The 12,890-nt window shown below is 71.2% G+C and carries 14 protein-coding genes; 10 read left to right on the forward strand and 4 right to left on the reverse strand.

Annotated elements, in window-relative coordinates; genetic code table 11:
* Positions 1-320 precede the first annotated feature (320 nt).
* Positions 321-1,985: a urocanate hydratase gene (hutU, locus tag KCH87_RS23635; protein ID WP_210588217.1), complete on the reverse strand. Its 1,665-nt coding sequence runs from the start codon at positions 1,983-1,985 to the stop codon at positions 321-323.
* 170 nt (positions 1,986-2,155) lie between these two features.
* On the opposite strand from hutU, the gene KCH87_RS23640 reads away from it, so the two are divergent.
* The 5 genes from KCH87_RS23640 (at position 2,156) to KCH87_RS23660 (ending at position 5,744) form a co-directional block, all read left to right on the forward strand.
* Positions 2,156-3,535: a diaminopimelate decarboxylase gene (locus tag KCH87_RS23640; protein WP_210588218.1), complete on the forward strand. Its 1,380-nt coding sequence runs from the start codon at positions 2,156-2,158 to the stop codon at positions 3,533-3,535.
* A gap of 168 nt (positions 3,536-3,703) precedes the next feature.
* Positions 3,704-4,096, forward strand: coding sequence for a hypothetical protein (locus KCH87_RS23645; protein ID WP_210588219.1), 393 nt, complete (start codon positions 3,704-3,706; stop codon positions 4,094-4,096).
* Positions 4,093-4,851, forward strand: a complete 759-nt coding sequence (locus KCH87_RS23650) for a transcriptional regulator (protein WP_210588220.1) — start codon at positions 4,093-4,095, stop codon at positions 4,849-4,851. Before KCH87_RS23645 ends, KCH87_RS23650 begins: the two co-directional genes overlap by 4 nt.
* A gap of 19 nt (positions 4,852-4,870) precedes the next feature.
* Positions 4,871-5,356, forward strand: a complete 486-nt coding sequence (locus KCH87_RS23655) for a roadblock/LC7 domain-containing protein (RefSeq protein WP_210588221.1) — start codon at positions 4,871-4,873, stop codon at positions 5,354-5,356.
* A gap of 13 nt (positions 5,357-5,369) precedes the next feature.
* Positions 5,370-5,744, forward strand: coding sequence for a hypothetical protein (locus tag KCH87_RS23660; protein WP_210588222.1), 375 nt, complete (start codon positions 5,370-5,372; stop codon positions 5,742-5,744).
* A 122-nt stretch (positions 5,745-5,866) separates the two neighbouring features.
* Here the strand turns inward: KCH87_RS23660 and KCH87_RS23665 are convergent, their stop codons facing one another.
* From KCH87_RS23665 to KCH87_RS23675, 3 genes are all read right to left on the reverse strand, one after another.
* On the reverse strand, positions 5,867-6,445 hold the full coding sequence (locus KCH87_RS23665) for a hypothetical protein (protein ID WP_308298893.1): 579 nt from the start codon (positions 6,443-6,445) through the stop codon (positions 5,867-5,869).
* Positions 6,446-6,530: 85 nt separating this feature from the next.
* On the reverse strand, positions 6,531-7,391 hold the full coding sequence (locus KCH87_RS23670) for a MurR/RpiR family transcriptional regulator (protein WP_210588223.1): 861 nt from the start codon (positions 7,389-7,391) through the stop codon (positions 6,531-6,533).
* Complete coding sequence (locus KCH87_RS23675; protein WP_210588224.1) at positions 7,388-8,896, reverse strand: aromatic amino acid ammonia-lyase; 1,509 nt, start codon at positions 8,894-8,896, stop codon at positions 7,388-7,390. The genes KCH87_RS23670 and KCH87_RS23675 overlap by 4 nt, the downstream gene beginning before the upstream one ends.
* 141 nt (positions 8,897-9,037) lie before the next feature.
* Here KCH87_RS23675 and KCH87_RS23680 point away from each other — a divergent pair, with 141 nt between their 5' ends.
* The 5 genes from KCH87_RS23680 to KCH87_RS23700 all read left to right on the forward strand — a co-directional run bounded on the left by KCH87_RS23680 (position 9,038) and on the right by KCH87_RS23700 (position 12,822).
* On the forward strand, positions 9,038-10,072 hold the full coding sequence (locus KCH87_RS23680; protein ID WP_210588225.1) for an ABC transporter ATP-binding protein: 1,035 nt from the start codon (positions 9,038-9,040) through the stop codon (positions 10,070-10,072).
* Positions 10,069-10,710 carry an ABC transporter permease gene (locus tag KCH87_RS23685; protein WP_210588226.1) on the forward strand — a complete coding sequence of 214 codons (642 nt, stop codon included), beginning with the start codon at positions 10,069-10,071 and terminating at the stop codon, positions 10,708-10,710. The genes KCH87_RS23680 and KCH87_RS23685 overlap by 4 nt, the downstream gene beginning before the upstream one ends.
* Positions 10,710-11,372, forward strand: a complete 663-nt coding sequence (locus tag KCH87_RS23690) for an ABC transporter permease (protein WP_210588396.1) — start codon at positions 10,710-10,712, stop codon at positions 11,370-11,372. The genes KCH87_RS23685 and KCH87_RS23690 overlap by 1 nt, the downstream gene beginning before the upstream one ends.
* A gap of 11 nt (positions 11,373-11,383) precedes the next feature.
* Complete coding sequence (locus tag KCH87_RS23695) at positions 11,384-12,316, forward strand: ABC transporter substrate-binding protein (protein ID WP_210588227.1); 933 nt, start codon at positions 11,384-11,386, stop codon at positions 12,314-12,316.
* A gap of 74 nt (positions 12,317-12,390) precedes the next feature.
* Positions 12,391-12,822 carry a hypothetical protein gene (locus tag KCH87_RS23700; RefSeq protein WP_210588397.1) on the forward strand — a complete coding sequence of 144 codons (432 nt, stop codon included), beginning with the start codon at positions 12,391-12,393 and terminating at the stop codon, positions 12,820-12,822.
* Positions 12,823-12,890 lie beyond the last annotated feature (68 nt).

Consider the following 12,890-nt stretch of genomic DNA (forward strand, 5'->3'; position numbering starts at 1 on the left):
AGGCTGGGGGCTACCACCCGTCCCCGCAGTCGGCACAGGCTGCGCCGCGGACCCGCCGGGCCGTCCGGCACCGCCACCCGCACCGGCAGCCGGCACAGGCTGCGAGCCGTCACTCCGTACAGGCTGCGCAGAGGCCCCACCAGGCTGCGCGGAGGCCCCACCAGGCCGCGCAGCGGACCCGCCAGGCCGCGCGGACGCACCGCCAGGCTGTGGGCAGTCGTTCCGCAGGGCGGAACGGGTGGGCACAGCCGAAGCGGCAGACGGCGGCGAGACCTCAGCCCCCACCGGACCGTTGCCGCTCGGCTCACCAGAACGCTGGGTCACGCGTCGCCGCCTTCACGCATAGGCACCCGAACACCCCGCTCATCAGCGACCGACTCCGCAATGTCGTACCCAGCATCCACATGCCGGATGACGCCCATCCCGGGGTCGTTGGTGAGGACACGCCGGATCTTCTCACCCGCAAGCTTCGTGCCGTCGGCGACCGAGACCTGCCCGGCATGAATCGACCGCCCCATACCGACCCCACCACCATGGTGAATGGACACCCAGGACGCACCCGAAGCCACGTTCACCATCGCGTTCAGCAACGGCCAGTCGGCAATCGCGTCGGAGCCGTCCAGCATGGCCTCGGTCTCACGGTACGGAGACGCCACGGACCCACAGTCGAGGTGATCCCGCCCGATCGCCAGCGGAGCCGCCAGCTCACCGCTGGCCACCATGTCGTTGAACCGCTCACCGGCCTTGTCCCGCTCGCCGTACCCGAGCCAGCAGATACGCGCCGGCAGACCCTGGAAGTGGACGCGCTCACCGGCCAGCTTGATCCAGCGGTGCAGGGACTCGTTCTCCGGGAAGAGGTCGAGGATCGCCTTGTCGGTCTTGTGGATGTCGGAGGCCTCGCCGGACAGGGCCGCCCAGCGGAAGGGGCCCTTGCCCTCGCTGAAGAGGGGGCGGATGTAGGCGGGGACGAAGCCGGGGAAGGCGAACGCCCGCTCGTACCCGGCGAGTTGGGCCTCGCCACGGATCGAGTTGCCGTAGTCGAAGACCTCCGCGCCGGCGTCCATGAAGCCGACCATGGCCTCGACATGCCTGGCCATGGACTCGCGCGCACGGGTGGTGAAGCCGGCCGGGTCCTTCGCCGCGTAGGACGCCATGTCGTCGAAGTCGACGCCCAGCGGCAGGTACGCCAGCGGGTCGTGGGCCGAGGTCTGGTCGGTGACGATGTCGATGGGGGCGCTCTCGGCGAGCATGCGCGGCAGCAGCTCCGCCGCGTTGCCGAGCAGGCCGATGGAGAGCGGGCGCCGGGCGTCGCGGGCCTCGACGGCCAGCTGGAGGGCGTGCTCCAGGGAGTCGGCGCGTACGTCGAGGTAGCGGTGCTCGATCCGGCGCTCGATGGCGCGCGGGTCAACGTCGATACAGATGGCGACGCCGTCGTTCATGGTGACGGCGAGGGGCTGGGCGCCGCCCATGCCACCGAGGCCGGCGGTCAGCGTGATCGTCCCCGCCAGCGTCCCGCCGAACTTCTTCGCGGCGACGGCGGAGAAGGTCTCGTAGGTGCCCTGGAGGATGCCCTGGGTGCCGATGTAGATCCAGGAGCCGGCGGTCATCTGGCCGTACATGGTCAGGCCGAGCTGCTCAAGGCGGCGGAACTCCTCCCAGTTGGCCCAGTCGCCGACGAGGTTGGAGTTGGCGATGAGGACGCGCGGGGCCCACTCATGGGTCTGCATCACGCCGACCGGGCGGCCCGACTGGACCAGCATCGTCTCGTCCTGCTTGAGGGTCCGCAGCGTGCGGACCATCGCGTCGAAGGAGCGCCAGTCACGGGCGGCCTTGCCGGTGCCGCCGTAGACGACGAGCTTGTCGGGGTGCTCGGCGACCTCGGGGTCGAGGTTGTTCTGGAGCATCCGCAGGGCGGCCTCCTGCTGCCATCCCAGGGCGCTCAGTTCCGTACCGCGCGGGGCTCGTACGGGGCGGGGTCCTGACATGGGCTGCCTCCTAGCGGATGTACTGCGCATTGTTTCTGCCGTTATTCACATCCTGGCTTCCTGAATAGAACTAGTCAATACATTCTTGCGTCGGCACTGGTAGGTCACCGATGTTTGGCTGGATGCACAGCACAGGCTGGACGCAGGCAACGACACGACCGGGGGATGCCATGGACAACGTCACCGACCACCACGAGAACCGCCTCGATCGGACCGGCCGCCGCGACGACGCGGTCCGCGCGGCCGTGGAGCAGGGGTGGCTCGGCCCTGACACCCCCATCGTGGGACTTCTCGACGTCACCGGCATCCGGGAGTCGGCGGCCGAGCTGCGGGCGGCGTTCGACGCGGTCGTCGCGCCGGGTACGCCGGTGCTGCACGCCTTCGCGGTGAAGGCGACCCCGCTGGTGCCGGTACTGCGGCTGCTGCGCGACGAGGGCATCGGCGCGGAGGTGGCGAGCCCGGGCGAGCTGGCGCTGGCGCGGGCGGCGGGACTGTCGCCGGCCCGGACGGTGCTCGACTCGCCCGCGAAGACCCCGGCCGAGCTACGCGAGGCGCTGGCGCTGGGCATCGCCGTCAACGCGGACAATCCGCAGGAGCTGGATCGCATCGACGGGCTCATGCGGTCCGCCATCAGCCGCTCGCCCATCGGGATCCGGGTGAATCCGCAGGTCGGCGGGGGCTCCATCGAGGCGACGTCCACGGCCACCGCGACCTCGAAGTTCGGCGTGGCGCTGCGGGACGAGGGGGCGCGGGAGTGGGTGGTGCGGGCGTATGCCGTGCGCCCGTGGCTGACCCGGCTGCATGCGCACACCGGGTCGCAGGGCATCCCCCTGGAGCTGATGGCGCAGGGCACCGCGGAACTGTTCGCGCTGGCCGAGGAGATCAACCGGCGGCTCGGGCGACCGCAGATCGACACGATCGACATCGGCGGCGGGCTGCCGGTGAACTTCGGGTCGGACGCGACGACGCCGACGTACGCCCAGTACGCGCGGGTGCTGCGGGAGGCGGTGCCGGGGCTGTTCGACGGACGGTACGGGCTGGTCACCGAGTTCGGGCGGTCGCTGCTGGCCAAGCACGGGACGGTGGTGGCGCGGGTCGAATACGCCAAGAGCGCGGGCGGGCGGCCGGTCGCGGTCACGCACGCGGGCGTGCAGGTGGCGACGCGGACGGTGTACGTGCCGCAGTCGTGGCCGCTCAGGATCGCGGCGTACGACGGGAAGGGACGGCCCAAGGAGGGGCCCGAGGTGGTGCAGGACGTGGCCGGTCCGGCCTGTTTCGCGGGTGACCTGCTCGCCGAGGGGCGTGCGCTGCCCCTGCTGGAGCAGGGCGACCATGCGGCGGCGCTGGACACGGGCGCGTACTACTTCGCGCACCACTACGCCTACAACTCCCTTGCCCGCCCGGGCATTTACGGCTTCACCCCGGACGGGGCCGGGGGCGTCGCCTTCGCGACCGTGCGGGAGCCGCAGAGCCTCGACGAGATCGTGGCCGAATCGGGAGGGGCGCACGCTTCCGCCCTCACCACCCTCCGCACGCCCGGGCGACCTTGACGCATCCGGCAGTTCCGGAGTTCAACGGGTGAGGAAAACGGGTCAGTTGACCCACCTTAGTCACTCGGCGCATGTTCCACTGGAAAATGCCAGAACCCTCACCCGCCGCTCACACGGAGCGTAGTTTCGGCGTCACTCAGCCGAACGCCAGGCAGGAGGGGAGCCACGGTGCCCGGAATCGACGAGTGCTTACTGGAAGCCATGCGACTGCCCGGTGCCCGGGGCGCCGCCCTGGTCGACTGGACCAGCGGCCTGGCCCTGGGCACGGTCGGCGAGTCCCCCGGCGGCGACCCGGACACGACCGCCGCGGAGACGGCCGAGCTCGCCCGACTGGCCGCCGAACACCGGGCGTTCGCGCCGGGCGACGACGCCGATGAGGCGGATCTCCCGGTCGAGGACCTGATCATCAGCAACCGGGACAGCTATCACGTGCTGCGGTTCGTGTGGACGTCCTTCGACAGCAGCGTGTTCCTGCATCTGTGGCTGGCCCGCGCGGAGGGCAACCTCGCGCTGGCCCGCATCCGGCTCGGCGAGATGGCCGGACGGCTGGTGCTGGGATGACGACGGTCCGAACCTCCCCTGCCACGCCGCCGCCCCGTCTGCCGGTGCGGGACCGGGCGGGGGCCGGCCGGCGTGCGTGGGGCGGAGTGTCGCCGATGCTCGGCCGCCTCGCAGACGAGCGCGCCACCGGCGTCCTCGTCCGCGAACGCGGCACGCTCCACCTCGCCGAGGGCCGCGTGGTGTACGCCGAGAGTCCGTCCTCCCCCGGCCTCGACGTGCTCCGCGCGGCCGGCGACGCCCTGGCCGAGGGCGCGCTGGAGATCTGCCACCTCGTCGCGCTGTACGACGCCGCGTACTTCGCCCTGTCCCCCAGCAGCGCACCCGGCCGCTTCCGCTACGAGGCCGAGCCCTCGCCCGGCTCCGGCCACCCGGTCCCGGTGGCCGCCGTGGAGCAGGAGACCCTGCGCCGCCGCGACCTCCTCGACGCCATCTGGCCCGATCCCACGACGGACGCCGATCCCCTCATCAGAGCCGATCCCGCCGATGCCCCACGGGTCACACCCCGGCAGAGAGCGGTGCTGACCCGGGTGGACGGCACACGGACGGCGACGGACATCGCACGGGAGCTGGGCCGCCCGGCGTTCCACACGCTGGTGGACGTACGCCGGTTGGCGGCGGCCGGGCTGGTGACCACGGCGCCGGCACTGGCGCGGGCATACGGCGACCGGGTCTCCGTGCCCGCCGAGCCGCTGCCGGCGCACGACCCCGACATCGCCTTGCTGAAGAGGGTCAGGGATGCGCTGGAGGCCCTTTGACCGACCGAGGAGAACCCTGATGGCGGCCGACCCCGCAATAGTCGACGAACTCCACCGGCTCAGAGCCCGCGTCCCCCAGCTCACCGGCGCCCTCGCCGCCAGTGTCGACGGCCTCGTCATCGCCGCGGACACCCCCGGTTCCGAACCGGAGAGCGTCGCCGCCCTGACCGCCGCCGCGCTGGGCGTGGCCGTACGGATGACGGACGTCACCGGCCAGGGCGAGCTGCGCGAGCTGCTGGTGCGCGGCGTGCAGGGCTATGTGGCGACGTATGCGGCGGGCCGCACCGCCGTACTGACGCTGCTCGCCGAGGACGGCGTGAGCGTCGGCCGCCTCCACCTGGAGGGCCGTCGCTCGGCCACCCGTATCGGAGAGCTCGTCGACGCCCGGCCCCAGACCAAGACCCAGTCGCAGGCCAAGGCCCCGGCCAGAGCCCCCGCCAAGCCCCCCACGCGCACCAGAACCCCCCGCACCAACCGCAGCACACCCACCACCACCGAAAGTTGAGAGGAACCCCGACATGGCCAACACCGAGACCGCGCTCAAAGAGGCCCTGACCTCCATCGAAGGCGCGACCGGAGTCGCGCTCGTCGACTACACCAGCGGCATGGCGCTCGGCACCCTGGGCGGCAGCAAGAACTTCGACCTGGGCGTGGCCGCCGCCGGCAACACCGATGTCGTGCGGGCCAAGATGCGCACGATGGAACACCTCGGGCTCAAGGGCCAACTGGAGGACATCCTGATCACGCTGACCGACCAGTACCACCTGATCCGGCTGCTCAGCGGCCGCAGCGGCAACGGACTCTTCCTCTACCTGGTCCTGGACATCAAGCGCTCCAACCTGGCGATGGCCCGCCACCAGCTGAAGAAGATCGAGCAGGACATCGAAGTATGAGTCGTACGATTCCCCGCGCCCCTTAGGGGCGCGGGGCTGTATCAATATGCGGCTCCGCCGCGCGGGCGCGACCAGCCACGATGGCGCCGCACCGGACCACGGCGCATCGCGGCAATTCCCGGTCAAGCCAGCGCAGCGCGACGCGCCCCACCCGGGGCCGCGTCGCCCGCCGCGATGCCGGTGCTGCGGTAGGCCTTCACGGTCTTGCCGGCGGGACGGCCACCGTTCGCGGCGAGCCAGTCGACCCGCACCCACAGCAGCGCTTCCCCGGCCCGCTCACGCCGTCCGAGCCACGCCGCCTTCAGCCACAGCCCGACCGCGCACCCGGCCGGCAACGCCCCGCCCGCGACCGGCACGGCGAACGCGCTGCCCAGCGCGGCGAGGAAGGCGAGCAGCAGCCACCAGCGGTGTCCGCGGCGCCAGTTCCGTACCGTCACATCGCGGTCCTGGAGTACGTCGTGCTTGCCGGCGCGGGCCGCCGAGTGGGCGAGTGCGACGTACCGCTTGCGCCGGGCCCAGGCCACCACGGCCATCCCCACGATGAACAGCGCGGCCCCGGCGAGCACGCCGATCCGGCGTCCCGTCAGCCCCGGCACCAGCATCCCGATGCCCGCAGCGAACACACCCAGCCACCACATCGGCGCCGCTCCGGCCCGTACGACCACGGCCACCCGAGCCAGCCCCTGACCTCCCCGAGACACGTCCCGCCTCCTCGTCGTGTCGGCACACAGTCCTTGTTGGAGCGGGAGGCTAGTGGCACAACGTGAGACGAATCTGAGAGGCGCGTCACTCGACGAAAAGCCCCTTCGCCGCCGCCTTCGCGTCGAACTCCTCCAGGCGTGCCTGCGCGTCCGGCAGGTCGTCGCACATCGCCTCCAGCAGCACCCGCCCGAGCAGCATCGGCGCGCAGGCCGTGTCGAAGGCGAGCCCCGTGCCGACGGCGGCGGGCAGCAGCAGGTCGGAGGCCTTGGCGACCGGCGCGAAGGCGGAGTCGGCGACCGTGACCACCGTCAGCCCGGCCTCCTTCGCATAGCCCAGGGTGTCCACGACCTCGCGCGGATGCCGGGGCAGCGCGAAGCACAGCAGGGCCGTGGCCCCGGCCCGGACCGCCGCGTCGATCCGGTCGTGGATCATCGTGCCGCCCTCGTTGAGCAGCCGGACGTCCGGATGGACCTTGGCGGCGAAGTAGGCGAAGCCGTACGCCTGGGAGGCCGCGGCCCGCAGCCCGAGCACCGGAAGCGGCCGGGACGCGGCCAGCAGCCTGCCCGCCCTCGCGACCGGCCGCGGATCGGCGAGCAGCTCCGCCAGATGCCGCAGGTTCTCGATCTCGGCCGCGACGGCCTGCTGGTACTCGTTGTACGACGCCGAGGCCGCCGACTGTTCGGTGGGCGCGACCTCGCGCAGGTGCTTGCGCAGTGCGGGGTAGCCGTCGAAGCCGAGGGCGACCGCGAACCGGGTCACCGACGGCTGGCTGACCCCGGCCAGCTCGGCCAGCTCCACGCTGGACAGGAACGGCACGTCGGCGGCGCTCCGCACCATGCTGTGCGCGATGCGCCGCTGGGTCGGCGTCAGCCGGTGCCCCTCGAAGAGCGCCTGAAGCCGTGCGGCCGGGCTGTCGGTCACACCCGTACTCCTGTCCGAGCTCATGACTCGCTCCCCCTCCAGATGTCCGTGAACCGGTCCAACAGTGTGGCCGCGGCCGTCACGTCGTCCGTGAGCGGCCGGTCGGCCAGGTCGTCGTCGAGCACCGACTCGGCCAGCTCCAGCGCCCTGCCGACCGGCAGCTCAGGGTCGGGCCTGAGGCCGCGCAGGCGCAACGCCCGTACGGCGGCGACGAGTTCGCAGCCGACGACGAGACGGTACGCGCCGCACGCGCGCAGTGTCTGCCGGGCGGCGAGCGAAGCGAAACTGGCCTGCTCCTCGACGCCCCGGGAGAGTACAGCGTGGCCGAGCGACGCGGGCGCGGAGAAGGCCCGCAGGTCACCGAGGGCGGCCGCGGCGGCGTACTCGAGGATCATCAGGCCGGAGGAGGCGGGTTCGTTGTCGGCGAGGAAGGGCTTGAGGCGGGTGTAGGCGGGCTCGTTGAGGGTGGACAGGCGGGAGGTGGACAACCTCGCCACCTGGGTGAGCGCGAGCCTGAAGTGGTCCAGGGACAGGGCGAGTTGGGCCTGGTAGAAGCCGCCGTGGTGGTAGGCGGTCATGTCCTCGGCGGAGATCAGCGGGTTCTCGGCGGCGGCGTTGATCTCGACGTTCAGCACCTCCTCCAGGGCGTCCGCCGCGTCCTGCGCGGGCCCGTGGATCTGGGGCAGACAGCGGAAGCCGTACGGGTCCTGGATCCGCCCGAGGGGAGGCGTGGGCCGGTCCGCCGCACCGAGCAACTCCCGCATCCGGCGGGCGACTTCGGCGGAACCCCGGTGCGGGCGGGCGGCGTGCACGGGGGCGGCGTACGCCTCGTACGAACCGTCGACGGCGAGCAGCGACAGCGCGCCGACGACCTGGGTGGCGCCGATCAGCCCGCGCAGTTCGTGCAGGGCGAGGGCGGCCTGGCCGAAAGTGAGGGCGTTGCTGCTGATGAGCGCGAGGGCGTCGTTGTTGTCGAGCGGCTGGGGTTCGGGCGCCCCCGAGCCGCGCCAGGGGTGCTCGCCCGCCAGCGCGAGCCCGGCCTGCGCGAGGGCGGCGAGGTCACCGGTGCCGACCGAGCCGAACTCGTTCACGACCGGATACGCACCGCTCTCCAACGCCTCGCACAGGGCCGTGACGACGGTGGGGCGCAGGCCCGAGCCGCCGGCCAGCAGCTGATTGGCGCGGACGGCGAGCATGGCGCGGACCTGCCGGGCCGGGAGCTCGTCGCCGATGCCGCCGGCGTGGCTGCGCAGCAGGCGGAGGCCGTGTCCGGCGGCGGCCTCGGTGGGGATGTCCTCGTTCCGGTTGGCGCCGACGCCGGTGGACCGGCCGTAGACGCGTCCGGTCGCGGCGATCCGGCGGGCGGCGTCCCAGGACTCCTCGGCGCGTTTCATGGCGTCGGTCCCGGGGACCGGCCGCGCGGCACCGTCGGCGAGGCGCACGACGTCCGCGACGCCGAGCCCCACACCGTCGAGGACGACCAGGCCGGTATGCACAGCGTCCTGCGTGTCCACGATCCGAGACGACATAAAGCCCAAACTCCCCTCAATCCAGACATTCGATCTTGCCTGCCGGTCATCCGTTACCTCGGATTAACCCCGGAGCATTGACAACCTATTCAGACACAAAGAACTCTGCATGACGTTATACAGCCGGGCAAGGGACACATCATGATCCAGTTCGACGCGGTCCACAAGCGCTTCCCGAACGGCACGACAGCAGTCAACGACCTCTCCCTGGAGATGCCGGAAGGCGGCGTGACCGTGCTGGTCGGATCCTCCGGTTGCGGAAAGACAACCACGCTCAGGATGATCAACCGAATGGTCGAGCCGACCTCCGGCACCATCCGGGTCGGCGGCCAGGACGTCACCCGGCAGGACGCGGCCGAACTGCGCCGCTCCATCGGGTACGTCATCCAGCAGTCCGGACTCTTTCCGCACCGTACGGTGCTCGACAACATCGCCACCGTGCCGATCCTGCTCGGCTGGAGCCGCCGGAAGGCGCGCTCCCGCGCGGCCGGGCTCCTCGAGACCGTGGGCCTCGCCGCCGACACCGGCAAGCGGTACCCGCACCAGCTCTCCGGCGGCCAGCAGCAGCGCGTCGGCGTGGCCCGCGCGCTCGCCGCCGACCCGCCCGTCCTGCTCATGGACGAGCCGTTCGGCGCGGTCGACCCGGTGGTCCGCACCCAGCTCCAGGACGAACTGCTGCGGCTCCAGAAGGAGTTGAGCAAGACCATCGTCTTCGTCACCCACGACGTGGACGAGGCCGTACGCCTCGGCGACCAGATCGCGATCTTCCGCACCGGCGGCCACCTGGTCCAGTGCGCGAACCCCGCCGAGCTGCTGGCCCGCCCCGCCGACGACTTCGTGTCCGACTTCCTCGGCGCCGAGCGCGGTCTGAAGCTGCTCTCGCTGAAGACCCTCGCGGAGGTCCCGCAGGGCCCGGCGCCGGAGGGCGGCACCTGGACGCTCGTGCTCGACGACGCGCGCAAGCCCCTCCACTGGACCTCCGAGGACGCCCAGATCCCCGTACGACCGCTGGGGGACAGCGACTCCCTGCTGTCCGCGCTCAACGAGTCCGTCGCCTCACCCACCGGTCTGATAGCCCGAGTCGACGCCGAGGGCGTCCTCACCGGCGTCTCGTCCCGCGACGACATCCACGAGCACGCGGGCAACGCGCACACCGAAGCGCGAGTGGCCGCATGACCGTCGACTGGTCGTGGATAGCCGACCACACCGACGACCTGACCACCCTGACGGTCTCCCACCTCCAGGCGGCCCTGAGCGCGGTCTTCTTCGGCCTGCTGATCTCGCTCCCCCTCGCCGTCGTGGCCCACCGGATCCGCCCCCTGCGCGGCTTCCTGCTCGGCCTCTCGAACGTCCTGTTCACGATCCCGTCGATCGCGATCTTCGTCCTGCTGCTCCCGGTCAGCGGTCTGACTCGCACCACGACCGTCATCGGCCTGACCGTCTACACCCTGGTCGTCCTCCTCCGGAACACGGTCGAGGGCCTGGACTCGGTCCCGGCGAAGACGAAGGAAGCGGCCAAGGCGATGGGCACCCGTCCCTTCCGAACCCTCCTCACGGTCGAACTCCCCCTCGCCCTCCCCGTGATCATGGCGGGCGTACGGATCGCGACCGTCATGTCGATCTCCCTGGTCTCCGTCGCGACCTACATCGGCGACGGCGGCCTCGGCCAGCTGTTCACGGACGGCTTCCAGCGCAACTTCCCGACCCCGGTGATCGCAGGAGTGGTCCTCACGCTGCTGCTCGCCGTGGTGGCGGACGCGCTGCTGGTCGCCGTCCAGTACGCCCTGACCCCGTGGAAGAGGCGGCGAGCCTGATGTACGAACTCTTCAAGAACCTCGGCAGCTGGCTGGTCAGCGGCGAGCAGTGGGCCGGCCCGGACGGCATCGGGCACCGCCTCGCCGAGCACCTCCAGTACTCGCTGATCGCCACGCTCGTAGCGGCCGCGATCGGCCTCCCGCTCGGCCTGCTGATCGGGCACACCGGCAAGGGCGCGTTCGTCGCGATCAACCTCGCGTCCTTCGGCCGCGCACTGCCGACCGTCGGCCTGGTCGTGCTGGTCTTCCTCTCCAGCGGCCTGTCCATGACGCCGGTGTACGTCGCCCTGGTCGCCCTCGCGGTCCCGGCGATCGTCACCAACACCTACGCCGGCATGACGGCCGTCGACCCGGACGTGAAGGACGCGGCGCGCGGCCAGGGCATGCGCGGCCACCAGGTCCTCCTCCAGGTGGAACTCCCGCTCGCCCTCCCCCTGATCATGACGGGCCTGCGCCTGGCGCTGATCCAGGTCGTCGCCACGGCCACCATCGCCGCCTACGTCTCCTTCGGCGGCCTGGGCCGCTACGTCTTCGACGGCCTCGCCCAGCGCGACCTCGTGCAGGTGATGGGCGGCGCGGTCCTCGTCGCCGTGGTCGCCATCGCCCTCGACCTCGCGCTCTCCGGCCTCCAGCGCTTCCTCTTCCGCCACCGCACCGCCTAGGGAACCCGCAAATGAATCGTCGTACGCTCCTCGGCGGCCTGTTCGCAGCAGGCTCCGTCACCGCCCTGTCCGCCTGCTCCAGCGGCATCACCTCCCTCGACAGCGGATCCACCACCAGCGGTGGCGGCGGCTCCAGCAAGGGCGGCATCACCATCGGCACCGCCAACTTCACCGAGAACCAGGTGCTGGGCTACCTGTATGCGGCCGTGCTCACCACGGCCGGAGTCGAGGTGAAGGTCCGCCCCAACCTCGGCACCCGCGAGATCCTCATCCCCGCGCTCAAGGGCGGCGACATCGATCTCCTCCCCGAGTACCAGGGCGCCCTGCTGCACTACCTCGCCCCGAAGGCCACGGCCACGGAGGAGGGCGAGATGCAGAACGCCCTCGCCATCGCGCTCCCCGCCGGCCTACAGATCCTGCCGTACGGCATGGCCGAGGACTCCGACGCCTTCGTGGTCACCCAGGAGACCGCGAGGAAGTACGGCCTGACCTCCCTCGCCGACCTGAAGAAGGAGAACGGCAAGCTGGTCATCGGCGCCGCTCCCGAGGTCAAGAAGCGCGAGGTCGGCGCGGTGGGCCTGAAGGACGTGTACGGGGTGGAGTTCAAGGAGTTCAAGTCACTGGACTCGTCGGGCCCGCTGGTCAAGGGCGCCCTCAAGAAGGGCGACGTGGACGTGGCGAACCTCTTCACCACCGACACCGACATCGTGGCCAACGACTGGGTGGTCCTCACCGACCCCAAGAACCTCATCCCCGGCCAGCACGTCGTCCCCCTCATCGCCGACCGCAAGGCCGACTCCACCGTCCGCAAGGCCCTCGCCGAACTCGGCAACGTCCTCACCACCGCCCAGCTCACCGAGCTGAACCGCCAGGTGGACAAGGACAAGAAGGACCCGGAGGACGTGGCGAACGACTACGCGAAGCAGCACGGGCTCACCGAGTAGCCCGAACCCGAACAGGGGGGCTAACCCCAGTGCAGCGCCCTCCCGCACTACCTACCGTGGAACGCATGACGGGAATGGACGCGCGGGACGCGGAGATCAAGAAGGAACTCAACGCCACTCTGCAAGCCCGCAGGGAACTGGGCGAGGAGTACGAGTCCGCGCTGGTCGACTCGTTCCTGGAGAAGGTCGACCAGCGTATCGACGGCGCGGTGGAGCGCCGGGTGCGCCGGCAGCTCGCCGAGCAGCAGATGGTGGTGGCCCGCGACTCCCGGTCGCCGAAGGCCAACGACTCCGACTCCTTCGGCGAACGCTGGGGCTTCGGCATCGTCTCGCTGGTCCTCGCGGTCCCGCTGTCGGGGATCGGCGGCGGCGTCGCGGACCTGCCGGGTCTGCTCGTCGCCTGGGCCGGCATCGTCGGCGTCAACGTGGTCCAGGCCGTCCGCAACAACCCCGGCCTCTTCCGCGGACGCCGCAAGTCCTCCCAGGACAGCGACTGGGAGGGGTGAACCGGCCGGCGGGTCAACGGGGGAGTTGGGCGAGCGCCGACTCACGTTGATTCTTCTGCCCTGAGCCG

This window comes from Streptomyces sp. GESEQ-35 (assembly GCF_017948485.1).
In the GTDB taxonomy this organism is placed as follows: Bacteria; Actinomycetota; Actinomycetes; order Streptomycetales; family Streptomycetaceae; genus Streptomyces.

What these genes read in the sequence shown, in the direction of transcription:
- hutU (WP_210588217.1), bottom strand. Translation starts at nt 1,985, where the DNA reads ATGTCAGGACCCCGCCCCGTACGAGCCCCGCGCGGTACGGAACTGAGC.
- KCH87_RS23640 (WP_210588218.1), top strand. Translation starts at nt 2,156, where the DNA reads ATGGACAACGTCACCGACCACCACGAGAACCGCCTCGATCGGACCGGC.
- KCH87_RS23650 (WP_210588220.1), top strand. Translation starts at nt 4,093, where the DNA reads ATGACGACGGTCCGAACCTCCCCTGCCACGCCGCCGCCCCGTCTGCCG.
- KCH87_RS23655 (WP_210588221.1), top strand. Translation starts at nt 4,871, where the DNA reads ATGGCGGCCGACCCCGCAATAGTCGACGAACTCCACCGGCTCAGAGCC.
- KCH87_RS23660 (WP_210588222.1), top strand. Translation starts at nt 5,370, where the DNA reads ATGGCCAACACCGAGACCGCGCTCAAAGAGGCCCTGACCTCCATCGAA.
- KCH87_RS23670 (WP_210588223.1), bottom strand. Translation starts at nt 7,391, where the DNA reads ATGAGCTCGGACAGGAGTACGGGTGTGACCGACAGCCCGGCCGCACGG.
- KCH87_RS23675 (WP_210588224.1), bottom strand. Translation starts at nt 8,896, where the DNA reads ATGTCGTCTCGGATCGTGGACACGCAGGACGCTGTGCATACCGGCCTG.
- KCH87_RS23680 (WP_210588225.1), top strand. Translation starts at nt 9,038, where the DNA reads ATGATCCAGTTCGACGCGGTCCACAAGCGCTTCCCGAACGGCACGACA.
- KCH87_RS23685 (WP_210588226.1), top strand. Translation starts at nt 10,069, where the DNA reads ATGACCGTCGACTGGTCGTGGATAGCCGACCACACCGACGACCTGACC.
- KCH87_RS23690 (WP_210588396.1), top strand. Translation starts at nt 10,710, where the DNA reads ATGTACGAACTCTTCAAGAACCTCGGCAGCTGGCTGGTCAGCGGCGAG.
- KCH87_RS23695 (WP_210588227.1), top strand. Translation starts at nt 11,384, where the DNA reads ATGAATCGTCGTACGCTCCTCGGCGGCCTGTTCGCAGCAGGCTCCGTC.
- KCH87_RS23700 (WP_210588397.1), top strand. Translation starts at nt 12,391, where the DNA reads ATGGACGCGCGGGACGCGGAGATCAAGAAGGAACTCAACGCCACTCTG.